Source organism: Roseivirga sp. (assembly GCF_049099775.1).
In the GTDB taxonomy this organism is placed as follows: Bacteria; Bacteroidota; Bacteroidia; order Cytophagales; family Cyclobacteriaceae; genus Roseivirga.
Window position 1 is genome coordinate 42,709 of sequence record NZ_JAGDZM010000009.1, and the last position, 22,760, is coordinate 65,468.

The 22,760-nt window shown below is 38.9% G+C and carries 17 protein-coding genes and 1 tRNA gene; 8 read left to right on the forward strand and 10 right to left on the reverse strand.

Annotation, left to right across the window (positions count from 1 at the left end):
• Nucleotides 1-3: 3 nt before the first annotated feature.
• Nucleotides 4-693: a class I SAM-dependent methyltransferase gene (locus JXQ92_RS14925; protein ID WP_421987436.1), complete on the reverse strand. Its 690-nt coding sequence runs from the start codon at nucleotides 691-693 to the stop codon at nucleotides 4-6.
• A gap of 281 nt (nucleotides 694-974) precedes the next feature.
• Between JXQ92_RS14925 and JXQ92_RS14930 the strand changes: the two genes are divergently transcribed.
• The 4 genes from JXQ92_RS14930 to crcB are packed head-to-tail and all read left to right on the forward strand — an operon-like array spanning nucleotide 975 to nucleotide 4,930.
• Nucleotides 975-3,467 (forward strand): DUF5916 domain-containing protein, encoded by a 2,493-nt coding sequence (locus tag JXQ92_RS14930; RefSeq protein WP_421987437.1) that lies wholly within the window; start codon nucleotides 975-977, stop codon nucleotides 3,465-3,467.
• 22 nt (nucleotides 3,468-3,489) lie between these two features.
• The gene (locus JXQ92_RS14935) at nucleotides 3,490-4,116 is read left to right on the forward strand and encodes an ACP phosphodiesterase (RefSeq protein WP_421987438.1); all 627 of its coding nucleotides are present in this window, start codon (nucleotides 3,490-3,492) and stop codon (nucleotides 4,114-4,116) included.
• A complete protein-coding gene (locus JXQ92_RS14940; RefSeq protein ID WP_421987439.1) occupies nucleotides 4,113-4,556 on the forward strand; it encodes a hypothetical protein in 444 nt (147 codons plus the stop codon). The genes JXQ92_RS14935 and JXQ92_RS14940 overlap by 4 nt, the downstream gene beginning before the upstream one ends.
• A complete protein-coding gene (gene crcB, locus JXQ92_RS14945; RefSeq protein ID WP_421987440.1) occupies nucleotides 4,556-4,930 on the forward strand; it encodes a fluoride efflux transporter CrcB in 375 nt (124 codons plus the stop codon). The genes JXQ92_RS14940 and crcB overlap by 1 nt, the downstream gene beginning before the upstream one ends.
• A gap of 6 nt (nucleotides 4,931-4,936) precedes the next feature.
• Here the strand turns inward: crcB and JXQ92_RS14950 are convergent, their stop codons facing one another.
• The 6 genes from JXQ92_RS14950 to JXQ92_RS14975 form a co-directional block, all read right to left on the reverse strand.
• Nucleotides 4,937-5,989, reverse strand: a complete 1,053-nt coding sequence (locus JXQ92_RS14950; protein ID WP_421987441.1) for a M42 family metallopeptidase — start codon at nucleotides 5,987-5,989, stop codon at nucleotides 4,937-4,939.
• Nucleotides 5,990-6,046: 57 nt separating this feature from the next.
• A complete protein-coding gene (locus JXQ92_RS14955; protein WP_421987442.1) occupies nucleotides 6,047-6,601 on the reverse strand; it encodes a hypothetical protein in 555 nt (184 codons plus the stop codon).
• Nucleotides 6,602-6,710: 109 nt separating this feature from the next.
• Nucleotides 6,711-7,334, reverse strand: coding sequence for a hypothetical protein (locus tag JXQ92_RS14960; protein ID WP_421987443.1), 624 nt, complete (start codon nucleotides 7,332-7,334; stop codon nucleotides 6,711-6,713).
• A gap of 159 nt (nucleotides 7,335-7,493) precedes the next feature.
• Complete coding sequence (locus JXQ92_RS14965; protein WP_421987444.1) at nucleotides 7,494-8,345, reverse strand: hypothetical protein; 852 nt, start codon at nucleotides 8,343-8,345, stop codon at nucleotides 7,494-7,496.
• Entirely contained in the window at nucleotides 8,345-11,272 is a 2,928-nt protein-coding gene (locus JXQ92_RS14970) for an SdrD B-like domain-containing protein (RefSeq protein WP_421987445.1), read from the reverse strand. Before JXQ92_RS14970 ends, JXQ92_RS14965 begins: the two co-directional genes overlap by 1 nt.
• A gap of 352 nt (nucleotides 11,273-11,624) precedes the next feature.
• Nucleotides 11,625-11,708, reverse strand: a tRNA-Leu gene (locus tag JXQ92_RS14975).
• Nucleotides 11,709-11,839: 131 nt separating this feature from the next.
• On the opposite strand from JXQ92_RS14975, the gene JXQ92_RS14980 reads away from it, so the two are divergent.
• Both JXQ92_RS14980 and ggt read left to right on the forward strand, forming a co-directional pair.
• Nucleotides 11,840-12,526, forward strand: a complete 687-nt coding sequence (locus JXQ92_RS14980) for a LiaF transmembrane domain-containing protein (RefSeq protein WP_421987446.1) — start codon at nucleotides 11,840-11,842, stop codon at nucleotides 12,524-12,526.
• A gap of 2 nt (nucleotides 12,527-12,528) precedes the next feature.
• Nucleotides 12,529-14,214 (forward strand): gamma-glutamyltransferase, encoded by a 1,686-nt coding sequence (gene ggt, locus JXQ92_RS14985; RefSeq protein ID WP_421987447.1) that lies wholly within the window; start codon nucleotides 12,529-12,531, stop codon nucleotides 14,212-14,214.
• A gap of 96 nt (nucleotides 14,215-14,310) precedes the next feature.
• Here the strand turns inward: ggt and JXQ92_RS14990 are convergent, their stop codons facing one another.
• Genes JXQ92_RS14990 through JXQ92_RS15000 form a run of 3 tightly spaced genes read right to left on the reverse strand, consistent with a single transcriptional unit; the run spans nucleotide 14,311 to nucleotide 19,915 of the window.
• Complete coding sequence (locus JXQ92_RS14990; protein ID WP_421987448.1) at nucleotides 14,311-16,959, reverse strand: ABC transporter permease; 2,649 nt, start codon at nucleotides 16,957-16,959, stop codon at nucleotides 14,311-14,313.
• Complete coding sequence (locus JXQ92_RS14995; protein WP_421987449.1) at nucleotides 16,956-19,580, reverse strand: ABC transporter permease; 2,625 nt, start codon at nucleotides 19,578-19,580, stop codon at nucleotides 16,956-16,958. The genes JXQ92_RS14990 and JXQ92_RS14995 overlap by 4 nt, the downstream gene beginning before the upstream one ends.
• 8 nt (nucleotides 19,581-19,588) lie before the next feature.
• A complete protein-coding gene (locus JXQ92_RS15000; protein ID WP_421987450.1) occupies nucleotides 19,589-19,915 on the reverse strand; it encodes a PadR family transcriptional regulator in 327 nt (108 codons plus the stop codon).
• A gap of 160 nt (nucleotides 19,916-20,075) precedes the next feature.
• On the opposite strand from JXQ92_RS15000, the gene JXQ92_RS15005 reads away from it, so the two are divergent.
• A complete protein-coding gene (locus JXQ92_RS15005; protein ID WP_421987451.1) occupies nucleotides 20,076-20,384 on the forward strand; it encodes a DUF6660 family protein in 309 nt (102 codons plus the stop codon).
• 61 nt (nucleotides 20,385-20,445) lie between these two features.
• Nucleotides 20,446-22,599 (forward strand): TonB-dependent receptor, encoded by a 2,154-nt coding sequence (locus JXQ92_RS15010; protein WP_421987452.1) that lies wholly within the window; start codon nucleotides 20,446-20,448, stop codon nucleotides 22,597-22,599.
• Nucleotides 22,600-22,760 lie beyond the last annotated feature (161 nt).

A 22,760-nucleotide genomic window follows, 5' to 3' on the forward strand; every position in this document is an offset into this window, starting at 1 on the left:
AATTCATTTTCGAATAAGCCTTGCTAAGTACTGGCCATTCTCATCCGTGTGAAGAAAATAAACGAACCAGCCAGCTTCAAAAGCTACGCGATCCAAAGTATCAGAATCGATATAAACCCAGTCGAACCACTTTCCTTTCAGGCCTTCGTACTCATATTGGAACCTTACCTCACCGAAATACTGGTTTTTGGGTTTTTCAGACGCTTCATATAAGTAGCTTATATCACTACTGTCAATGATTATTTGTCCACCTGGCTTTAGAACTTTAGCCGCCTTTTCTAAAAATACGGTGAGCCTCGAAAGTTTACCAACAAAACCCAATCCGTTCATTAAGCTTAAAATGGTATCGTATTGACGTGATTCATCTAAGTCGAAAAAATCGGTATTCAAAGCATTTTTAACCCCAGATGCCTTCATAATTTCAACTGCTTGTTCGTCCACATCAATCGCTGTTACATCATTGCCCATTTGTTGTAAGCACAAGGTATGACAACCTGTACCGGCACCAACGTCTATCACCTCCCCCTCACAAACCGATAATGCGATTTTTTCAAGTTCAGGCATATCCTCATATTCTCTAAAAAAATACCAAATGGGCATTTCTTCAGGTTCACCATAAGAATTATGGAGCAACAAAGGTGATGTTGCTTTCTCTTCACCAAATGCTTTTAGGGCAGTGCCATAAGGGTTCATTTTTCAAAAAAGAACATATCAATCAGTAAATCAAAATGTCATGAAAATAGCCTACAAAATAAAATTCTGTTACAATTAAACATTACAGTACAATACCTGTTATATGCATGTATAAACAAATAAAAATCAGCTCCAGATAGGCCTTAGACAAATAGACATAAAGCGCTTATTAACAACAAGTTATTGAGCATTTACCATTCAAACCAAATATCTACTTCTAGGATAACTTTCATTTAACTGTTGACCCCATTTTTGGCAAATTGCATTGATTATAAATAAGGATGACGAAGGCACTTTTTACTTTTAGTTTAATTATCAGTGGTTTACTGAGTTTTAGCATGGGCTTAAGCGCACAATGCGACCCAAAAACCTTTGATGCCGTTAGAACATCCGAGAAAATAAAAATTGACGGGATTTTTGATGAAGCAGCATGGGAAACAGCTCCTATTCTCACTGATTTCGTACAGAGAAGACCATCACCAGGTGACGCATCTGCTCGAAAAACAGAAGTAAGGTTTCTTTACGATGACGAAGCCATCTATATTTCTGCTAAACTCTATGAAAAAAGAGACAGCGTATTTAATCTTTTAACCAACAGAGATAATATTGGTAATTCAGATTACTTCGGCGTTTCAATTGATCCCTTTAATGCCGGGCTAAATGGTGTTGGGCTTTTCGTTACAGTCGCAGGGGTGCAATACGATGCACGCTATTCCAATGGCGGAAATGAGCGTATATGGAGAAACGATCGGGCTTGGAATGCTGTATGGCTTTCAAAGACTAAGATTTCTGATGAGTATTGGACAGTTGAATTCAAAATTCCCTACGCAGTACTTAGGTTCAAATCAAACGATATTCAAGAATGGGGTATTAACTTCTTCAGAAAATCAACATCTATTAATGAAGATTCTTTTTGGAATCCAATTGACCCCGAAATCAATGGTTTTTTAAATCAAGCCGGCCAAGTAAAGAATCTCGAAAATATTAAAACACCAACACGACTTTTCTTTTATCCATATGTTTCGACTGTAATTAGTCGATCGACAGAAACTGGCTTTGTAACGCCACAGTTGAATGGCGGCATGGACATTAAATATGGTATTAATGATGCGTTTACACTAGACATGACGCTCATACCGGATTTTAGTGGAGTGCGTTCCGATAATCAAGTGCTGAACCTATCTCCTTTCGAAGTTCGGTTTGACGAAAATAGACAGTTTTTCACTGAAGGTGTTGAGTTATTCAACAGAGCGGGTATCTTCTACTCAAGAAGAATCGGCTCCACTTTTGGCAATCTAACGGAGACACTAGGGGAAAATGAAGTAATAACTTCTAGCCCTCAAGCGGCCCAGCTCATAAATGCTAGTAAGATTACTGGAAGAACCAACAGCGGCCTTGGTATTGGCTTATTTAACGCTGTTACGGATAGAACCTTTGTTGAAGTAGAAGACTCAGAAACTGGAGAAGTCAGACAGGTCGAAGCCGATCCTATGACAAACTTCAACTTGTTGGTACTTGATCAAAATTTAAAGAACAATTCAAGTGTAACACTTACGAATTCTAACGTATGGAGAGGTAAAAATGGAGATGATGCTAATGTAACTGGCCTTAACCTAAGACTGAATGACCCTTCATTGACATGGCGTTTTGGAGGCTCTTATTCTTACAGCCAAGTCATATCACATGACATTGAGACGGCAACAAGTAATAACAAGACTGGTTATAAGTATAACCTTTCCATTGCCAAAACACGTGGAAACTTTCAGTTCAATGCACAAAGAAATGTAGAGACCGATGATTACGATATTAACGACTTGGGTTTTTTAAGAAGGGCTAACAAATTGGAACATGGTGGGCAAATTTCTTACAACCAATTCAGACCTCAAGGTATTTTCAATAGCTGGTCAGTAAGATTAAATACCAACTACAACCAGTTATATGCAACTCAGGAATTTACAAACATGAGTATGAACTTGAATATCAATGGCCAGTTTAGAAACTTCTGGTCACTTTCAGGTGAAATTGGTGGTAGTCCAAGATCAAGTAATGATTTCTTTGAATCAAGGGTTGCCGATTATGTTTTCAGACGTCCTGAGAGCCTTCAAGTCGGGATGAACTTTCGTTCTGATAGCAGAAAGAAGCTAAGTGTGAATGGTAGATTCAGAAGAACAGTTCGGTCGGAATGGGATTTCACCGAAAACTCTTTCAACCTAACAGGTAGAATCAGAATTGGAGAAAGAGCCGAAATAACACAACGTATTGACATCTTGGATCGCAAGAACAACAGAGGTTATGTAACTCGTTTTTATGATGATGAAGGAGGTCTAACCGACGTGATCTTTGGAGTTAGAGATAGAAAACGTTTGACCACGACAACTGATGCTAGATACATCTTCTCCAATAGAATGGGAGTAACATTCCGTTTAAGACACAATTGGGATAGAGTAGAGTATAGCAATTTCCTAGAGTTGACAGAAGGAGATGAATTATTAGATTCTAATTACACAGGTCGTGATGAAACCACTAATGACCCTCTTCATGATAGAAACTTCAACGTATTCAATATAGACATGGAGTACAACTGGCAGTTTTCTCCAGGTAGTGAAATCAGAGCAATTTGGAAAAGATCTATCGGCACAAACGACATCAATACGGAGTTGGACTTCTTCGATAATTTCAACAATACGTTCAACGCACCTAATTTTGATACCATAACGATCAGATTGGTATACTTCCTTGATTATCTGAACATCAAGAAAATCTTCACTAAGTAAGTCTTGGGAATCCTTAGACTCATTGATACCTTTAGTTAAAAGGAAAAATATCAATTACCTAGCTCATTTATTACTCTCTGGTAACAACCCTAAAATAAAGGTTGGCAATTTCATAGGGGATTTTATTAAAGGGAAACAGTACGAAACACTAGATCCAATGATCGGTAAAGGCGTGCTTCTACATAGGGAAATTGACTTCTATACTGATAATCATGCCATTGTTGCTTTAAGCAAAGACCGATTGCGTGAAAAGTACAGGCACTATTCCGGAGTAATAGTAGATATGTTCTACGACCACTATTTGGCCAAAAACTTTGAACTTTATTCCAGTACCCACTTGACTGATTTTGCCCAAATGAGTTATCAAATAGTTGAATCTTATTGGGATGTTATACCACCCCGTGGACAAAAAATGCTTCCCTATATGATTCGAGGAAACTGGCTGGTGAACTACGGGAAACGTGAGGGCATTCATAGGGCACTCCAAGGCTTATCAAGAAGAACCAAATTTGATTCAAAACTGGAGTATGCCATTCAAGATTTACAAGAATTTGATAGTGAGTTTGAAAGTGAATTCATGTCTTTCTTCAAGGAGATTGAGGTACATATTTCAAAATTTCGTGAAGATTTAATTAATTCGTCTCAATGATCATTTCTAAGCCACAGCGCAAGACTATTTTTTCCCTTACAATTTTCACTATTGTATGTGGTTTTGGTTCACTCTATTTTCTGAGACAAATCCTAAGCGATGCTGAAGGTACTTGGCGTTATATTATGCTGGGAATTTTAGTTTTGACTACTAGTATTCTCTTATCTAAACTCCTTTTTGGCTACAAAGTGATCAAAATTAGCCACGATTTGGTACATATTTATTTCCCTTTCCGGTTCTTTAAAAGCACCCAGGAGATTAAGAATCTTGGTGCATGGCAAGAAACCAAGGTAACTACGAATAAAACAGAGTTCCGCCAGCTTAAATTGGTCTTTTTAAATAAAGGCTATGTGAAACTGTCCAACCAAGAAAATAGCAATTACGATAAAGTTTATAAATACGTAAAACGTAAGGCACCGAAAAAGGAGGTAAAAGACTGATGATTAAAAACCTCATCATAGTAGCCATAGGTGGTGGAGTTGGAAGTGCACTTCGTTATTTACTTCAAGAGACATTACATAAGCAAATCGAAAGCTTTGAGCCCTACGGCACTTTTGTCGTCAATATTTTAGGGTGCCTTTTATTAGGTCTACTAGCGGGTTTCGCTGAGCAAGAAAAATTGCTCAGCTCATCTATGAATCTGTTGTTAATTTCTGGGTTTTGCGGTGGCTTCACCACCTTTTCGACCTTCGCCTTTCAAAGTCATAACCTCTTCCTTTCCAGCAAACCGATTCAAGCCATCCTATATATCGGCTTGAGTATAATCGTTGGCTTACTGGCCGCTTATTTTGGCTATAAGCTGACTAAAGGTTAAACCTTGCTAATGACTCCAATCGTACTGATCTAGGTTAGCCAGGCAAGCTATCAATAGATCAATAGAGGCTTGAATATCATCTTTACTCGCCATTTCTATTACTTGGTGCAGATGACGGGTGGGGATTGAAACTGCACCAGAAATAGCACCATTTTTCCCCATGCGCTGAACGCCGGCCGTATCTGTTCCTCCTGCCACAAGAATTTCTGGCTGCCATTTAATGTCATTTTTGATGGCTATTTCTTTCATATAGGCTACCATTCTATAATCGCAAATAGTGGAAGCATCTAGTATTTTAATCGCTGTTCCTTTTCCCAATTCCGTAACCATTTCGTGTGGTTGTGCGCCTGGTAGGTCAAATGCAATCGTGGTGTCCAAACCAAAGCCAAAATCTGGGTTAATCGTATGGGCAGAAACGTTCGCTCCACGTAAGCCTACCTCTTCTTGAACCGTAAAAACACCATACACATCATAAGGATGATTTTTAAGATTTCTAAGAGCTTCGATAAGAATAAAAACGGAGACTCTATTGTCTATAGACTTACAGTTAACGCAATTGCCCATTTCAATCAATTCTCGCTCTCGTGTGATAGGATCTCCTATCGACACTACTTTTTCAACTTCCTCTTTTGGCATCCCTAAATCGATGAAGTAGTCAGCCGTTTTCGCCACTTTCGTGCGTTCTTCAGCCGTCATCACATGAATGGGTTTACTTCCCATTACCCCTATAACATCTTTTTTACCATGAACAATAACACGCTGAGCCGTTAACGTTTTTGGATCAAAACCTCCTAAAGTCTGAAATCTAAGAAAACCATTATCATCTATATGCGATACAATGAATCCGATCTCATCCATATGAGCCGCAACCATAACCTTTTTATGCTCAGGGTTATTAACACCTTTTTTTATGGTAATAACATTTCCCATATTATCAATGCTCAACTCATCTACAAGCGAGGAAACCTCTTGAATTACCAAATCACGAATTCGCTTTTCAAAACCAGGGGCCCCTGCGATTTCACAGATATTTTTGAGTAAGGGAATATTCAATGCCATAACAAATAAGATTTGTTGTGAATATAATAGTAAAGGAGGTGAGAGTGAAGTTGAGGACTACAAATCCTCCGCAATAGTGAAAAGAACTTCCATTGTATAGATACCAGGCGAATAAGTAAAGCCGGGGGTTAATCGATAACTTATTCTAAAACGATGAGTAAATGGGTCGGTGCTAGAATCACCGGGATCATTTGTGCCTATACCAGAACCTGTAGTCGCATCATTTCCTGTTGAACCAATGAGATAGGTTGGGTTGGCAATATCCTGAAGTTGAAAAAAAGCGGATTCTTGAGAAGTCAAGCCTGGGCTATTTGCCCGAATGGATAGTATGCTTACTGGAACATTGTCATCGCCAGCGTCAGAGTAAGATTGAATAAGGTCCCAAAAACCAGGAGTTACTGTTTGGGTACCAACATATAAATCCCATTCTACAGTAGATTCTACAGTGATTTCTGAGGCATTACCAAGGATAGCTCCTGTGGTATAAGCTCTAATAGAATTGAAAGTAAAAACAAGATCAGTACCCTTAGTAATTGTCAAGTCAATGGTTTGACTTGAAACTCCAAAGACCATAAAGAATTGCAAGACCGTCGCCAGTACCAGTGTCCGCATGCATAAAGTTATAAATATTAAAAGAGGTAACAATATTGTTACCCCTTTTACCAATCAACATAAATCGAACTAACTTATTTACTACGTCTTAGTAATAGTTATGTTTTTATTAAAGGTCTTCTGCTAGAGTGTATACTAGGTTAATTCCGTAGTATCCAGCAGTATAAGTATCTAATCCTGGAGATAATCTGTAATCTACTCTGAACTGATGAGTATCAGGAGAAGTCAGGTAAGATCCTGGAACTCCTGGAGCATCACCTGCATCTACAGTACCTGTTACATCACCAATAATTGGTAACTGATCAGTTCCTGTTAACGAAAAATAAGTATTTGCTACTCCACCACCGTCAATTAGTGAATTACCAGCAGCATCAATAGCTCTAACACCAATGATGTCAGATAGAATTGCAGTACTACCAGCAGAAGAATACGTTTCGAAATTCTCCCAAATAGCAGTTTCAGCATTTACAGTTAAGTCCCAAGCTACAGTAGCTTCTACTCTTAATTCAGTAGCATTCGTTTTAGTAATACCATTTTGGTACTGAGGAATAGTACTGAATACGAAATCCAAATTAGGATTTGTTACCAAAGTGAGGTCAAGCACACCTTGTAATTCCAAAGAGACATATACATTCTCATTGTCTGTTGGAAGTTGAGCGAACGCATTTGAAGTGAACGCGAAGGATACCAATGCCACAGCGGCTAACATCCTTAGTTTAATTACATTTTTCATGATATAAATGTTTAGGTTAAAAGTTTCGATACGTGAATGTATGGACTTATTTTCATATATACAAATTAACAGTAAAACATTTTGACATTTCTCTTTCTCTCACGTCCTCGTTATCAGCACAATAGCCTTGTTTTACTGTATAAGTACTTAAATCCAACATTATTTATTATTTCCCCTTTGGGGTATTAAAATCTCCATTTCAGCAGCTTCTACTTCATCTCTATTTCCATAATCCATCACCGCCAGTACGGAATACCTACCAGGTGGCGTATCATTTGGAATATTAAAAATTGTATTTCTGTTTAAAGCTGGCAACATGGTAAAACCTCGCGTAGTCACACGTTTAGTCTCACCTGTTGAAAGACTTGTTAATTCGATGTATGAGTTGCAACGAAGAAATGTTTCTCCTGCATTCTTCATTTTCACCGTGAATTTATTCTCGGCATAATTAAGGCCTGTTATTTCGCCTCTTGAATCCGTTGCACTTGGAGGGGTCTGGAAAATGTAAACTCCAAAACGATAAGACTGATTCACTTGAACCTTTAATCCTTCTCCACTACCCTGCCCGTCATTTTCAGGTGCTGTTAATTGTACATAAGCCACTGCCCATCTCGCAATTAGCGCCGCAGAATCTGCCGGTACATCCATCAATACGGAAACTTCTTGCGTTTCCCCTGGCTCTAACTGAAATACTGCTGGAGTAGCTGTAAGCCACTGTGCACAACTTCGAGATTGCGTGCCTTGCGCTGAAAATTGACTCTTCCCGGCCACGTTTGCCGAAAAATCACCAAAAGTTACTTGGAAGCCTTGGCGGTCTGCAGAATTATTAGCTACCGTAATTCTACTTGTTCCGGATCCACCAGGTGTGACCTTATAGTTAATCCTTGTAGGCGAAGTAGAAATCTTTTGTGCAGCTGAATCCCAAGTAAAATAAGTCATCAGCAATAACATCATTGAAATAATTTTCAATGACCTCAAGTCTTTGGCGTTGATGTTCATATTATTAATCATTAATTATTGTCGAATTTCTTAATATTCAATTTTCGTTTCTTTTCTATCAGGTAGTAAGTCAGTTCGTAATTTGAATCTGCATTGTCAATCGTTAACTGATAAGAATCTTGAGCAAATTGAAACTGCTCATCAATTGTAGAAGAACTGGCATCAATTACATACTTTCCGAAAGGAACATAAATCTTAAACTTTCCGTCGCGATCAGTAATGCCTGAGTATACACGTTCATCAACCCCAATAGCTGACACCCGAATACCACCTAATTTAATATCATCATAAGACCTTGAATAGGCGGCCTTTTGCGCAATCACACTACCTGTAATCTGCACACCTCTCGTTAATGGTATAAGTAAGGTTTGGCTCTTATTCATTAAGACAGGATTGTTTCCCGCTTTAAACCACCCTTCGTTATCACTCAACATTTTTGATTTAACCAGATAGTTTCCCACTTCTAAGTTCTCAAAACTGGCTTCACCATTAAAGTCCGTCATCACAGTCTGATCTTTTAAGGTGATCATTACGTTATCAACGAATTCTTCTCCCTTGTCTCTTTTACCATTTCCATCAGCATCCTTAAAGACTAAAACTTTTAAATCAAACGCCTTACCTCCAGGTCGCTTAAACCCAAAATCTTTTTTGATTCCAAATCGCAAGAACATGTTCGATTGATTGAATGGCTCTAATACACCGTCTATTCCTTGTTGTTGATTTTGTAGAGCTATAGGGCTCTCACCTTGCTTTACCGACACCAACTCCGTAGCCATTGTGAAGGTATATCCACTCTTAGCGTAATAGACGAATTCTCCCGTCACGTTTGTTCGCCACCGCGCAAAAACCGACTCATACCTACTGTTAATTCTAGGTCTAAATAAGAGACCTTGCTTTCGGAAGTAAAGTGATGCATATGTTGAAATGAAAACGGATTGAGGATTAATCTTATCCTCGATTACACGAATGTTTTCTGTAACCGTGGCCGGGCCATAATTATACCTCGCCACAAAGTTTAAGTTTTTATAGCGGATCCTGTTTTCCCACCGCGCCACAGGAAAGGGTTCTATTTCAAATTCAGGAGCATCTGAAAAACCTGCAAAAAATCTTGTGAAAACTCTGAAACGCTTACCGTTATTTCTACTCAACCCAGCGGCTAACCCGGAAGTTTTAACACGTAAGCCTAATACTTCGTCATCTTGATAAATAGGAGACACATTCATAGTAGCCTTATTCAATCTCCATTCATAGCGCAATTCATAGCGATCTCTTTTATTTAACTGACTTGTAAAAAGATTGCCTCGCAAGAACCTCACAGGCTGATTACTATTTATTGATCCTCTAAAGCTAAGACTAGATCCATTCGACAACGGATACCTTGCATTTAATGCCAATTGCCGACTTCCACTTCTCTGTGCAAAAAATGTATCGGAATAATACGCACCTGTTAAACCAATATTCAGCTTATTAAATGATCCGTAATATCTTAGTTCAGCCCCTTGGCCAGGCGTTTGAAAAACACTGTCTGGATCATAACTATCTTCTTGAATACTGTATGCACCTACAATACCTATACGGTGACGCTTCCCAATTTTATGATTCGCTTGTATTCTAAAAAGGTGACTGTCGATAACGTTGAAATTATCGATTTGATTAACATATTGTAGCTCAATGTTACTGCCTTGTTTAGCTTCATACTTTAATCTACCTCCTAAATAAGTAAGGTCGTTTCGAGAGAGACGCCCACCTCTATTGGCATTAGTTGCGTAAATAGCTCCGACTTCAAACTTATTAAATCGATAGCTCCCCTTAGCTCCCATTCCGTTAATGAAAACTCCGAGGTTCTCGCCAATACCGCCAATTGCGGCAGAATACTTTGGAGTAGAATATTGAACAAATCGATTGGCACTTCTTACCTGAGTACCACCTACTAAACTAGTCGTGATTATCGCCTGATAGTAATAACTTAGAAACCTTTGACTGCCTAAATCGGCGTTTCCTCTTAGGTCTAAAGAGAAATTAGTAAAGTTTGAAAGAATATTATAAGAGTTTAATTCAGCTGTGAGTGGAATGATAGCACTTCCTTTACCAGAATCGAATTTTGCTTTGTTAGAGAGTTTGGTGAAGCTTACTCTTCTTCCTTTTACTCTATCTATGTCGTCAACACTTGCTGCGTTAATCTGAAGACGATACTTCCTATTATTTAATTGTTCCTGTTCATCGTCAGGTGTATCAGTAAAAAAGTATCCTTTTGTTTTATCTTCACTTACACGAACATTAAGAACAAACGTACTATCTAGACCAACAGGCAATTCAGCATATATGGCATTATCTTGAATTCGCTTCCATTCATGATCCAAAACGTCAAGTCTAATATTTGTAGATAGATTAATTCTCAATCTTTCGACAGAATTTCCTTCATTAACCAACCTTACATGAACACTTGCGCTATCTGAATCATTTGTGAAGTATACCTCCCTTTCTTCTACAAGCATATTCCATTTGGAAACCTTCTTCACTTCCACTGACCAAGCACTGGAAGCCAAGGCGTCACCAAATTGAGAATAAGCTGTAGCGCTTATAAAATAGCTTGTGTTACCATTAGTCGACTTAGACGGTACTAATCGGATAGGAATAAAGGTAGAATCACCTGCCGCAACGACATGAACCTTTTCGAGGTTATTAACCACTTTCCAACCGGATGGGGATGATAAGTCTAATGAAAATCTTAAGGGACGTGTAGTTCTGTTTTTAGCTTTAATGACATTGGTCACAACATCATCTGCAGACGCAGTTCCGCCAGACTTTAAAAAGTCTAGGGTTAAAGCCGTATTCAGTCCATTAGTTTGAGCGAAACCGATATTGGTGATCATCAAACATAATGCACCAATCATGGCAATGGAGAGGAAACTCCAAAGTCTAGAGTGACGCGTAGTCAAAATAAGTTAGTTCTCGATGTTAGGTATGTCAAATATAAAAGTTTCAATCGATTTTGCACAATACGAATTGACCTAATTACGTTGCTTTCAGGTCTTTCTGAGGACGAATTGTTGAAACCCTAATGCCAGAAACAAACTTTTGTATGTATAAAAATCAATTTTTTTCAAATAATTGACCTAAACAGAGATAGGGTTTAATAATTTCAATCTTACTGAAGCGATAAATCGAATATTCATTTATCTCGGGCATACAATAATAAATCGTTTACAAAGGATGCTTGAATAGATGCAAGTGTATTCAATACACTTAGCCTCCAGAAAAAGAAAAACCTTGGCAATACTGCCAAGGTTGTGCGCACGAGAGGAGTCGAACCTCCACGCAAGTTAATGCACCACCCCCTCAAGGTGGCGTGTCTACCAATTCCACCACGTGCGCATGGATTTTTCAATTGGGTTGCCAAAAGTAAAGAAGAATTGAGGTAATTCAAATAAGAAGTCACCACCTTTCAACAAATCTCCGTTGTTTAACCTCAATGAGTTTTCTAGCTTTAGATTTTACAGTGAAAAATGAATAAAATCAATAAAAACTCTCTTTTAGGAATCATACTCGTAGCAATTGGTGCTTCAATAGCTGCTAAGAATTTAGGGCTACTTCCGTGGGAAGTCAGACATTTTCTATTTCAATGGGAAAATATACTCATGCTTCTTGGTGTTTTCTTCTTTTTTACTCAGGAGGATAAAAAAGCTGGAATTATACTTTTTGTACTTGGGTTCTTCTTTGTACTAGATGATTGGTTCAGGGTAAATCTTTCAATCTGGGATTTTTGGCCAATTGCATTCATTTTCATTGGTGTTTACATTCTTAACCGAAAACCAGTAACAGCGGACGACCTGAATCAGAACCATCTCGATGAAAAAGATACGATCCAAGATACTGCCATTTTTAGTGGTGGTGACAAAGTTGTCAATAGTGATAATTTTAAAGGAGGAAGTTTAACCGCAGTATTTGGAGGATCCAATATAGACTTAACCATGTCTAAGCTTTCTACTGAATCAAGGCAATTAGACCTTTTCTATATGTTTGGTGGGTCAAAAATAAGAGTACCTACAGATTGGAATGTAGAAGTAAAGGCTACCAGTATTTTTGGTGCGCTAACGGATAAGCGAGTTGTAAAAGCATACAACCCAGAAAAACCAGAAACGCTTATAATTACAGGTGTAATTATTTTTGGAGGAGCAGAATTAACGAATTAAGTATGAAATATTTATTGATTGTAGCGCTGACATTTAGCGCATTTGCATTACAGGCTCAAGACAGAATCACTGGTAGAAAGTTCGCAACGCGTTCTGAAGTAATTGCCCAACATGGAATGGCCGCCACCAGTCAACCGCTAGCTACACAAGTAGCATTGGACATCCTGAAAAAAGGCGGAAATGCTATTGATGCAGCTATAGCGGCGAATGCGGTGCTCGGACTAGTTGAACCGACTGGCAATGGGATAGGAGGCGATCTTTTTGCCATTGTTTGGGATGCTAAAACGCAAAAACTTCATGGACTGAATGCTTCTGGCAGATCTCCTTATGATCTTTCACTAGAGTATTTCAAAAGTAATGGCTATGAAAAAATCCCTGCTTACGGTCCGCTGCCAGTTTCTGTACCCGGTGCCGTTGACGGTTGGTTTGAACTGCATAGTAAGTTTGGTACTATGGATATGAAAGATATCCTTCAGCCGGCTATCGATTATGCTAATAACGGTTTTCCTGTCAGTGAGCTCATCGCTTGGTACATGGAAAAAGGTGCGGCAAACCTTAAACGCTTTCCGGGTTTTAAAGAAGTATATATGCCCAATGGGAAAACTCCAGCGAAAGGAGAAGTCTTTAAAAACCCAGGCTTAGCAAATACGCTTTCAAAAATTGCTGAAGGTGGCCGCGATGCATTTTATAATGGTGACATTGCCAAAACCATAGCTAATTATATGAATCAAATGGGAGGCTTTTTATCCGAAAAAGATTTAGCCGATCATACGTCAGAATGGGTTGAACCTGTAAGCATTAATTATAGAGGTTACGATGTTTGGGAGCTTCCTCCAAACGGTCAAGGCATTGCAGCACTTCAACAATTAAAAATATTAGAAGGCTTTGACCTGAAATCAATGGGGTATGGGAGTACAGAATACATTCACACTTTTACCGAAGCTAAAAAACTAGCTTTTGAAGATAGGGCAAAGTTTTATGCTGACATGGACTTTTACAAGACTCCTATCGACTGGTTAATCTCTGAAGAATATGCCGCTGAAAGAAGACAGCTGATAAACCCCAATAAAGCCGCTAAATCTGTACCCGCTGGCCAATTAAAAGATGGAGACACTATTTACATGACAGTAGCGGACAAAGAGGGCAATATGGTTTCTTTAATCCAAAGCAATTATAGAGGCATGGGTTCAGGAATGACTCCTCCCGGGCTTGGGTTTATTCTTCAGGATCGTGGAGAACTCTTTTCATTAGAAGCTGGTCATGCTAATGTCTATGAACCACATAAACGACCATTCCATACAATCATCCCCGCATTTATTACTAAAAATGGTCAACCATTTGTGAGTTTCGGGCTAATGGGTGGTGCTACACAACCTCAAGGACATGCACAGATTGTAATTAACATGATCGATTTTGGCATGAACCTTCAAGAAGCTGGTGATGCACCGAGAATTCTTCATACCGGTTCATCTCAGCCTACTGGTGAGATGATGACTGATGGAGGTACACTGCAATTGGAAAGTGGAATTGATTATGAAGTGATTCGTAAACTGGTGTTACTTGGACACAAAATTTCTTGGAATGTTGGGAGTTATGGTGGATACCAAGCCATCATGTGGGATAAACTTAATAAGGTGTATTTCGGAGCTTCTGAATCCAGAAAGGATGGACAAGCCGCAGGGTACTGATCCAGTAAGGTCGAAAAGAATATAGCTATTACTAAAGAAGGGCTTTATGATTGAATTCATAAAGCCCTTCATATTTTCTGCAAAATTTAAAACTGCTTATTCATCCCTTAATGCATTCACAGGATTGCCATTTGCTGCCTTAAATGAATTATAACTAACGGTAACGAAGGCTATCATTGAAATTAAGAACCCACCTAAAATAAAGACGCCTGGGCCTATTTCAGTTTGATAAGCAAAACCATTGAGCCATTCTTTCATGAGGTAAAAAGATAATGGGAAGGCTAAAAATATCGCCACCGAAACAAGCTTAGCGTAATCTTTGGCTAATAGGAAAACAAGCCTAACAACTGAGGCGCCAAGAACTTTTCGTATGCCTATTTCCTTTTTTGCCTGCTCCGTAGTAAATGAAACGAGTCCAAATAGTCCGAGACACGCTACGAAAATGGCTAGTACAGCGAAGCCAACGAACACGGTATTAAACTGACGATCGGCTTTATACTGTCTATCAAATAACTCATCTAAAAAGAAGAAATCGAATGGGTTGTCTGGATAGATTTCATCCCAAGAAGCTTCTACTTTTGAAATAACTTCTGGATAATCATCGCTACTTAATTTCACGGAATAGTATGCAGCAGCCCTACGCTCATTGAAGACAAATAGCACTGGATTCAAATCGTCTTTGATCGTTGCCTGATGATAGTTTTCAATAACACCAACAATAGTCATCGGTCTATTGCTATTCGGATTGATTTTTTCTCCAATGGCAGACTCAGGATCACTAAAACCAAGGTGCTTTACTGCCATTCTATTTAAAAGTACGGCAGCAGTATCAGTTTTCATTTCTCTAGAAAAAGTTCTTCCAGCCAATACCTTAATATCAAAGAAGTCAGTGAAATCCTCATCTGCCCCTAGTGTATAGCAGTCTCTCAATTCGTTTGGATAGAACTTACTATTATAACCACTGATACTGAAGTTTTCAATGCCCGGTACGTTGCTTGAAATCGTGAACCCTTCTACCTCAGGAAACTCTTCCAATTTATTGGCAAAAACCTGAAGTCTTTCCGCTAAATCTGTATCAGAATTGCCAGACGATGGCGCTTGTAAAACGAGTGTTTGACTTAAGTCAATTCCTAAGTCATAGCCACGCATATAATTCAGTTGTTTAAAGACTAAAAACGTTCCAAGTATCAAAGTAATAGAGGCTGTAAATTGAAAAACGACTAGAACTTGGCGAAACCCAAACTTACGTTTGCGAGAATCCAAGCCACCTTTAAGTACAGTGAGTGGTTTAAAAGATGTAAGCACTATCGCTGGATAAAAACCCGAACAAAGTGTACCCATAAATACCAGGATAAAGAGTCCGCCAAGAACGGTAGGGCTTAATAACAAAGACTGTTCAAGCGTCATGTCCATTACTCGATTGATCACAGGAATGAATAACCAAACCAGAATAAAGGAAGCAAGAACAGATAGAAAATTATAGATAAAAGATTCTACTAAGAATTGTACAAGCAAGTGCGACTTCCCTGCACCAACCACTTTTCGAACTCCAACTTCTTTAGCTCGTTTTATAGCCCTAGCAGTGGCTAAATTAATATAGTTAACCCAAGCTATGAGTAAAATCAAAGCAGCTATTATCAATAAAAAATAGATTTGCTGACCGCCACCATTTTCGCCCATATCCCAACTTATCCCTACAGATTTTAAATGAATATCGCCTACTTGTTGCGTCCAAAGCACCTCTCTTATAGCATTCCTTTCGTAAGGCTCAGCCTTTTTTTCGTCCAAATAAACACCAAGCTTTGCATCAAGTGCTTCTTGACTTACTCCGTCACTAACTTTTACAAAAGTGTAAAAGTCATACCAACCCCAATTGGAAACAAACTCTTCAAAGCCATCCCATGTAGACAGAGATGTGATCAATTCGAACTGCATGTGTGAATTCTCTGGAAAGTCTTTGAATACACCAGAAACTTTGAGCTCTGTTGTTCCTCTCCAGAATATTGATTGACCTATTGGGTCAGAATTTCCAAAATATCGTTTGGCAGTAGACTCTGAAACCACAATTTGACCTGGTTGTGCGATTACGTTCTTTTTGTCGCCATTGATTAGCTCAAAACCAAACATATCGAAGAAGTTACCATCTGCTAAAACCGCTTTATCTTCATTGTAGCGAATTAGCCTACCGTCTTCATCGCGAACACTATATACACCTCCACCAAAGGGGAGAATCCTCGTCGACATTTCAACTTCAGGAAAGTCGTTTACAAGATTAGTTGCCACAGCAGGATAAATAGGGGCACTTTTCGTTTTTAACTCTCCTTGGCCGTACATATCCATAACCACACGATATGTTTGTTCTGCTCTAGGATGAAAGTTGTCGTAGGTGACTTCTTTTAAAACATATATGCTAATGAGCAAGCAGGCTGTTATACCTACGATTAAGCCTGACAGGTTGATAAAACTATAACCTTTGTGACTTTTAAAATTTCTAAAACTGACGATTAAATAGTTTTTTAACATGGCAATTTGATTTGAGTTGTATGACCGTTTTTCAAAAGATGATGGCCTAAAAAACCTTAGTACATCCAAAATAAACCACCATTTGGCACTTCTAACCCCCACTTCATCTTGTCGATGGTAAAAAGCCTCTACAAGGTCACCTTGTATTTCGTCGACCATGTCCGAAGCACAATACCATTCTAAAAAGCGGTTAGCCCAATGTGGTGGATTTAACTTTTTCATTCCATTCTTAAAGCTTTAACTGGGTTACTTCTTAACGTTTTAGATGTTCCTACAAATACAATCCCAATAATAAGACAGAACACGAATAGAATCACGCCAGCAAAAACAAATGGATTAAGCGTGATATGGTATGCAAAATTATCAAGCCAATCCGATGCAAAATGGATTGTCAGTGGTACGGCAATTATAGATGCCAGTATGAGCAAAAACAAGAACTGTCGTGATAGTATTAAGTAAAGTTGGTACGAATTCGCGCCAAGAACTTTTCTGATACTCACTTCCTTCAGTCTTCCAGTAATTGAAATACTCACAATACCAATCAGTCCAAGCGTTGCTAAACCCAGTGCCCAAATGGTGGCGTATTTCACAATGGCAAACCAGCGCTCTTGAGCGGCATATTGTGCACTCAGTTCGTCGGACATTAAATTAAATTTGAAAGGTGCATCGGGAGCAATCTCATACCAGCTATCTTGAAGAAAAGTGACCATTTCAGCGTTAACAGGCTTATTGGCTTTTATCAGCAAGTTCTCATACGTTCTTTCAGACAATCCTAATACCAATAGCACTGGCCTTAATTCTCTTGCTAAAGATTGAAAATGAAAGTCTTTAGTTACCCCGATCATTTTTGGGTTTTTTAACCCTGCATTCCTATAATTTTGAATATTACCGTCAAGTAAATAGTCATCGCCGAAGGCACGTCTAAACTGCTCGTTCATTATAACACTATTACTATCTGCCGCTGATCCAACATTAAAATTCCTACCCTCGTTGAAAGGAATATCCATTACCTCAAAGAAAGATGGCTCAACGAAATACATGGAATAAGTCATTTTTGTACCATCGGATTTATCTAAGACGGATGAAAAACCACCTCTAGAAAAAGAACTGTTAATTGATGTGACGCCTGAGATATCTGGATTGGCTGCAAGTAAGTTTTTATAAACCTTCAGCTTTTCAGGATCGGTATTTAAATTATTTTCCAATACGATCACATTAGTCGGATCATAACCTAGATCCTTTACTTTAAAATATTGAATCTGCTCGAAGACAACGAATGAACCGAGTAATAACATGATTGAAAGACTGAACTGAACCGTTATAAGTGATTTCGTAAAAAGATTAGAACCTCCAAGCTTCAGTTTCTTTCTGAAAAAATCCAAAATACTAATACCAGACAAGACTAATGATGGATATGCTCCGGCAACCAGCCCTGTTAGTAAGGCAATTGAAGGAAGCAGAATAAGCAATCGAAGATTTATAATGTCATTGAGTTGGTAGTTTTTGTCAGCCAGCAAATTGAATGATGGCAGAAGAAGCCCCATTAAGGCTATACTCAAGAGCATGGCCAATACACTTAAGGTTATCGCCTCTGTCCAGAACTGGCGGATAAGTTGTCCTCGTTTTGCCCCTATCACCTTCTTTATGGCAATTTCCTTCCCTCTTAAGGTTGATCTTCCCATGGACAGAATAGTAAAATTGGCGCTACCAATGAGCAATATGATAACCGCTATAATGGAAAGAATATAAGATTCTGAAGGGTCTCCTGTTGATAAAGAACTTCCGATATCCGACGCCAAATGAACGTCAGTCAGCGCTTGTAGTTTGTAATTCTGATAGTCGCCTTTGAACGATTTACTCTCCTCAACGGCATCTGGCAAATACTTCTTCCATTGGTCCTTGAGTTTGGTATTAAATTCATTGATATCGACGTTTTCGCTGAGTTGTATGAAGACTTCATCAATTCGGACGCCCCAACTATTTGCCGCCCAGCTGTAATACTCTACCTGATCATAGCTCATCGCCATATCGAACTGAATGGAAGAATTGGTAGGTATACGTTCCACTACGCCAGTAATGAGATAAGCCGAAAACTCTTCATCCTGTCTTATTTCAATCGTTTCTCCTAATACATCTACGCTCTGAAAATACTTTTCAGCCATCTGACGCGTAATGACTACATTTTTAGAAAATTGAAGAGCCGATTTTTCGTCTCCCACAACAAAAGGGAAGCTGAACATTTGGAAAAATGAGTTATCTACAAACACAGCATCTTCTTGTTGGGCTGCTCCATCTGTACGTACATACCGACTATCATCGGCAATTCGTGTAATGGCAGAAATCTCTGAAAAATCCGTAATCAACTCCTTGGCCATCGGCAGCGGATGACTTGCTCCTGTATAATTATATTCCCCTTCAGGAGAGTAGTAATCTGTAATAATTCGGTGGATAGATTCTTTGTTTTCATGGTGTTTGTCAAAAGACAATTCATCCACTACAAAAATTGAAATGAGCGCAACGGCAGTAATCCCCAAGGTGAGGCTAAAAATATTGATGAATGATGCCCATTTTCTTCTGTTGATAATTCTGAGGGCAATTTTGATGTTGTTCTTTAGCATAAATAAAGCGTTTGAGTTAATTGACTTTTTCTTGAAGGAGGAGGGCCTAAAAAACCTTAGGACATCCCAAATGAACCACCATTTGGCCTTCCCACTTCCTACTTCCTCTTTTCGGTAATAGTATGCCTCCAAAAGGTCCCCCTGTATCTCGTCGAGAAGATTATCAGCGCAATACCATTCCAGAAAGCGATTTGCCCATTTTGGGGGCATCTTATTCTTATTCAATTCAGTCACTAGACGGAGAAATTAAGCTTGGGCATCAGATTCCACAGTTTCATTCTGTTTGACTGAATTTGTTCCAAAGTGGAAAGACCAATTTTCGTAACCTCAAAAATTCGTTTACGCCTTCCTCCCCTTTCGGCTGTGGCACCACCCATTTTCGACATGATCAGGCCCTTTTTCTCAAGGCGTTTTAAAACCGTATGCACTGCAGAAATAGAAATTCTATTTCCCATATGCTCATGATAGGCTTCCGACACAGTATAGCCATAGGCCTCTTCCTGTTTTACTGCCACTATTAGCAGTACTGTTTCCTCTAGATTTCCTAAACTTTGACTCATATATCTACAACTATTGTAGAACAAATGAAGAGAATAATTTCTATTATTACAACATTTGTAGAACTTATTAATTGAAAACCCATCTAAGAAACGCTGTAATTATTAAATTTTTGCAATCTCATTGCACTCAGTTATTCTCTACATTTGTACTGTGAAGATCGTGGCGATCATATTATCTATTCTAATAGTCAGTTCGTTGAATCAGCCTTGTGCGGATGAACTTGAGGCACTCAATTCGGATGAAATAACCCAGGTTGAAGGCCCTCATCAATCAGATGAATCTCCTGAAAACCACACGGATGATTGTTCACCATTTTGTGCATGTAACTGCTGTCAAACTCAAGTACATAGTGTTGACAATTCAATGGATGATGTACCGTCATTCAATACTATAGCCTCACACGAAAGGCAATCTCTTTGGAGATCAACATTCTCCACTACCATTTGGGAGCCTCCACAACTGGGTTAATACTCACCAGATTTCGTCAATCAATTGGCGCTATTTTTTACATTAACTCATAACACCCCTCATGAAAAATATATTCGTCATGTTGTTACTCAGCTATGGAGTTACAGCATTTGGTCAAAATACGTTTAAAGCAAAAATTATCGACGCGGAAAGCGGCGAACCCTTAATTGGTGCAACAGCACAAATATCCTCTACTCAAGGCGACATTGCCAATGAGAATGGTCAGGTTACAATAACTAATATTCCCAATGGAGACGTTAAGGTCAAGTTCTCTTTTGTTGGTTATCAAGCAATATCTAAAAAGTACATCTTCCCAAGAGAAGACGCATTAGTCATAATTGAACTAGAACCTTCTGAAGACGAGGAAGAAGTCATCGTTAGTGCCACGAGAAGTGGCGGAACTATTGATGATATTCCTACCCGGATCGAAGTATTAGGCACAGAGGAATTAGCTGAAAAAGCAGTGATGCGCTCTTCAAATATTGCCATGGTATTAAGAGAAAGTACCGGCATTCAGATGCAGATAACCTCGGCAAGTTCGGCTAACCAAAGCATTAGAATTCAGGGGCTCGACGGACGCTACACGCAGATTCTAAAAGATGGATTTCCATTATTTGGAGGGTTTTCGGGTGGCCTGAGTATTATGCAAATCCCTCCTTTAGACCTTCGTCAGGTTGAAGTGGTCAAAGGCAGTAATTCAACACTTTATGGAGGCGGAGCGATCGCCGGATTAGTCAACTTGGTAACGCGTACGCCTGATGAAGAGAGGGCACTAAGATTAATGGTAGATCAAACACAAGCCAGAGGCACAACAATCAACAGTTTTTACGCCGAGCAGTTCGATAAATTCGGCCTTACGCTTTTTACATCGCTAGGAAGACAAGATGCTTATGACTCAAATAATGATGATTTCAGCGATATACCTCGTATAAGAGGCCTGACTTTTAATCCGAGTTTCTTTTACAATTTTAACCCTAAATCGAGACTAAGGCTTACGCTAAATGCCACTTTAGAAAATCGACTAGGAGGAGATATTCAAGTCATAGAAGGCGGCACAAACGGAATTCATCAATTCACTGAGGAGAATAAATCTGAACGCTTCAACTATCAACTGTCATATGATAGGGATGTTGATGAAAATAAGTCATTCCACTTTAAACATAGTATCACATATTTCGATAGAGAAATCGTTGAGCCAAGCTTTACTTTTGCCGGAAAACAATGGTCTTCCTTTAATGAAGCATCCTATAATTTTGGACAAGAGCGTTCTCGGTTTATCCTTGGAGCTAATCTTTATACTGATCGCTTTGACGAAAATCCTTTAGGCGGTCTTTCAAGAGATTACAGTCACACAACAATCGGCGTTTTCGCACAAAACACCTTTAAAATCTCAGAGAAGTATGCACTTGAAAGTGGTATGCGCATTGATTACAATGATGAATACGGCCCTTTTGCACTACCAAGAGCCTCGTTATTAGCCAAAGTAAATGATAAATTCTCCGTTCGCCTTGGAGGTGGTTTGGGCTATAAGCTACCTACTATTTTTACCGAAGATGCCGAGAACCTGACCTTTCAGAACATTCTGCCAATAGACCCAAATCTCTTAGTAGCAGAACAGTCATTGGGTGGAAATTTCGACCTTAATTACAAAACAGCGATTGGTACAGATTGGACCCTTTCGGTCAACCAACTTTTCTTTTCTACCCGTATAAACGACGCGCTAGTTTTCAGAGAGAATCAAGGGCAATATTTCTACGAAAATGCTGATGGCCCTGTGACTAGTCAAGGAATTGAAACGAATATTAAGTTGACTTATAAAGACTTTAAGTTCTTTGCCAATTATGCCCTTATTGATGCTAAACTGAAGTATGACAACATTAACAGACAAAAACCTTTGACGGCTAAGCACAACATTGGGGCGGTCTTAGTTTATGAGGTTGAAGATAAATGGAGAGTCGGTTTAGAGTCATACTACACAGGTTCTCAGTTTAGAGGTGATGGTAGTACAACTGATGATTTTTGGATTGTGGGTTTTATGGTGCTGAGAAAATTCGAAAAGTTGAGTCTCTACATCAACTTTGAAAACTTCACAGATACACGTCAGCATAAGCTCGAAAACTTCACCATTGGAAACCATTTTAAACCGGCTTTTCCTGAAATCTGGGCCCCTACAGACGGCAGCATTATCAATACTGGGTTTATTTTCGATTTTTAAGCTAAAAGTATAAAGCCACCCCATTTTTGGGGTGGCTTACACATACACACACGTCTCTAAAGCCTAAAGGCTTAAGAGGTTTCTTTATTGACTAATCGTCTCTTGAACGCTACCACAGTGTAGCATCAAATTTCCAAAATAGAGGTTGTTAATTTCTTTTT

Bases quoted from the DNA above. Each gene is read 5' to 3' on its own strand.
- JXQ92_RS15010 (WP_421987452.1), top strand. From the start codon at position 20,446: ATGAAAAATATATTCGTCATGTTGTTACTCAGCTATGGAGTTACAGCA.
- JXQ92_RS14925 (WP_421987436.1), bottom strand. From the start codon at position 693: ATGAACCCTTATGGCACTGCCCTAAAAGCATTTGGTGAAGAGAAAGCA.
- JXQ92_RS14960 (WP_421987443.1), bottom strand. From the start codon at position 7,334: ATGAAAAATGTAATTAAACTAAGGATGTTAGCCGCTGTGGCATTGGTA.
- JXQ92_RS14940 (WP_421987439.1), top strand. From the start codon at position 4,113: ATGATCATTTCTAAGCCACAGCGCAAGACTATTTTTTCCCTTACAATT.
- ggt (WP_421987447.1), top strand. From the start codon at position 12,529: ATGAAATATTTATTGATTGTAGCGCTGACATTTAGCGCATTTGCATTA.
- JXQ92_RS14950 (WP_421987441.1), bottom strand. From the start codon at position 5,989: ATGGCATTGAATATTCCCTTACTCAAAAATATCTGTGAAATCGCAGGG.
- JXQ92_RS14930 (WP_421987437.1), top strand. From the start codon at position 975: ATGACGAAGGCACTTTTTACTTTTAGTTTAATTATCAGTGGTTTACTG.
- JXQ92_RS14990 (WP_421987448.1), bottom strand. From the start codon at position 16,959: ATGAAAAAGTTAAATCCACCACATTGGGCTAACCGCTTTTTAGAATGG.
- crcB (WP_421987440.1), top strand. From the start codon at position 4,556: ATGATTAAAAACCTCATCATAGTAGCCATAGGTGGTGGAGTTGGAAGT.
- JXQ92_RS14955 (WP_421987442.1), bottom strand. From the start codon at position 6,601: ATGCGGACACTGGTACTGGCGACGGTCTTGCAATTCTTTATGGTCTTT.
- JXQ92_RS14980 (WP_421987446.1), top strand. From the start codon at position 11,840: ATGAATAAAATCAATAAAAACTCTCTTTTAGGAATCATACTCGTAGCA.
- JXQ92_RS15000 (WP_421987450.1), bottom strand. From the start codon at position 19,915: ATGAGTCAAAGTTTAGGAAATCTAGAGGAAACAGTACTGCTAATAGTG.
- JXQ92_RS14965 (WP_421987444.1), bottom strand. From the start codon at position 8,345: ATGATTAATAATATGAACATCAACGCCAAAGACTTGAGGTCATTGAAA.